The sequence below is a fragment of the Streptomyces sp. NPDC001933 genome (genome assembly GCF_042890955.1).
Classification (GTDB): domain Bacteria; phylum Actinomycetota; class Actinomycetes; order Streptomycetales; family Streptomycetaceae; genus Streptomyces.
Genome location: NZ_JBIASS010000113.1, coordinates 1 through 1,913 on the forward strand (window position 1 = coordinate 1; position 1,913 = coordinate 1,913).

General features: G+C 66.3%; 2 protein-coding genes. Both read left to right on the forward strand.

Annotation, left to right across the window (positions count from 1 at the left end):
• Positions 1 to 267 (forward strand): peptidoglycan-binding protein (locus tag ACFYY7_RS45620; RefSeq protein ID WP_388672368.1); only part of this gene is annotated, 267 nt, incomplete at its 5' end.
• Positions 268 to 493: 226 nt separating this feature from the next.
• Complete coding sequence (locus ACFYY7_RS45625) at positions 494 to 1,723, forward strand: IS4 family transposase (RefSeq protein WP_388672371.1); 1,230 nt, start codon at positions 494 to 496, stop codon at positions 1,721 to 1,723.
• Positions 1,724 to 1,913 lie beyond the last annotated feature (190 nt).

The following is a 1,913-nucleotide window of genomic DNA, read 5'->3' on the forward strand; positions in this document are numbered from 1 at the left end:
CGGACACAGAACTGGCTGCGGATCGAGTCCGGTTACACCGGCCCGATCGACGGGATCCCGGGCCCCAACACCTACGCCGCGCTCCAGCGGAACATGCGTGACTGGGGCTACACCGGGCCCGTGGACGGCGTACCCGGACCGAACACCTGGGCCGCGGTCCAACGACTGGCCGCCGTACACGGCTACACCGGTCCCATCGACGGCGCGATGGGACCCAATTCCTGGCGGGGCTTCAGCCGCTTCATCAACCAGGACCGCTGGGACTGAAACCAGAGGGCCGACGGTACCGACAGCAAAGAAAATCCCCGGCCCGAAATTAAGCGGGCCGGGCGATCTCCCACAGCCCGTCCGGAACAATCCAACTCCACGTATCCCGCCCCATGAACAGCCCAGCGAGCGATCACCACATAGGACACCGTCTTACGAGCTCGTGCATGGTTGGGGTTAGGGCCAATACCAGTGACTTTGGTGGTGATGTGTCGTTGGTTGTGGTGTGCCGAGGCCTGGACAGGTGAAGTCGTCGTGTGAGCGTTTGTCGGACCGGATTGCCCTGGGTTTGCTGACTCAGGTGTTTCCGCCCGGGCTGGTGGATGAGACGGTTGCGGAGTGCGGGCGTGTGGAACAGCGGTCGCGGCTGCTGCCGGCCCGGGTCGTGGTCTATTTCGTGCTCGCCATGTGCCTGTTCTCCGGGCAGGGTTATGAGGAAGTTGCGAGGCTGCTGACTCACGGTCTGGAACGGGTGCGGCGATGGGAGAAGCCGTGGAGGGTGCCGACCACCGCGGCGATCGGCCGGGCCCGTCGGCGGCTGGGGCCGGAGCCGTTGAAGGTGCTGTTCGAGCGGGTGTGCCAGCCGGTCGCGACCAGGGAGACGGCCGGTTCCTGGTACCGGCGGTGGAGGCTGGTCGCCGGGGACGGCACGGTCTTCGATGTCCCGGACACCGAAGCCAACGCCAACTTCTTCGGCCGGCCCGGCTCGGGCCGGGGACAGCAGCGGAGCGCGTATCCGCAGGTGAGAGTTGCCGCGCTGGTGGAGTGCGGGACACATGCGGTGTTCGCCGCGGCCACCGGTCCGCTCACCGTGCACGAACAGCACCTCGTCCCCGGACTGCTGGACCGGCTCGGGCCCGGGATGCTGATGATGGCAGACCGGGGCATCACGGGCTTCGAACTGTGGCGGGCCTCGTCCGGCACGGGCGCCGACCTTCTGTGGCGGGTCCGCAAGAACATCGTGCTCCCGGTCCTTGAACAGCTCGGTGACGGCTCCTACCTGTCCCGGATCGCGGCCGCCGATGACCGTGCCCACCGTGACCCGGCCCCGGTCCGGGTGATCGAGTACACACTCGACGGAGACGACGGCACGGTCTACCGTCTCATCACCACCGTCTGTGATCCGGACCAGGCCCCGGCAGCAGAACTGGCAGCCCTCTACCACCAGCGGTGGGAGATCGAGAACACCCTCGACGAGATCAAAACCCACCAGGGCGGCCGCCAACTGGTCCTGCGCTCGCAATACCCGGACGGTGTCGAGCAGGAGATCTACTGGTTCCTCCTGGTCCACCACGCCCTCAGAGACGTCATCCACGACACCGCCCACCAATCCGGTCTCGACCCGGACCGGATCTCCTTCACCCGCACCCTGAACGCCGCCCGCCGTCACGTCACCGACCAGGCGGCACTTTCCCCCCTCACGGCTGAAACGGGCCCTCTCCCACATCAGCAGTGAACTGCTGGAACGACTCCTGCCGCCCCGCCGACCACGCGCCAACCCCCGCGTCATCAAACGCAAGATGTCCAGCTGGCACCTCAAACACCCCCATCAGAAGCCGTATCTCAACCGAACGTGATCGCTTGTTTTCTGCTGGTCAGGCATGGTTTAGCTCGGAACGAGGGAGGCATCCGGCGTCTTGTGTCCG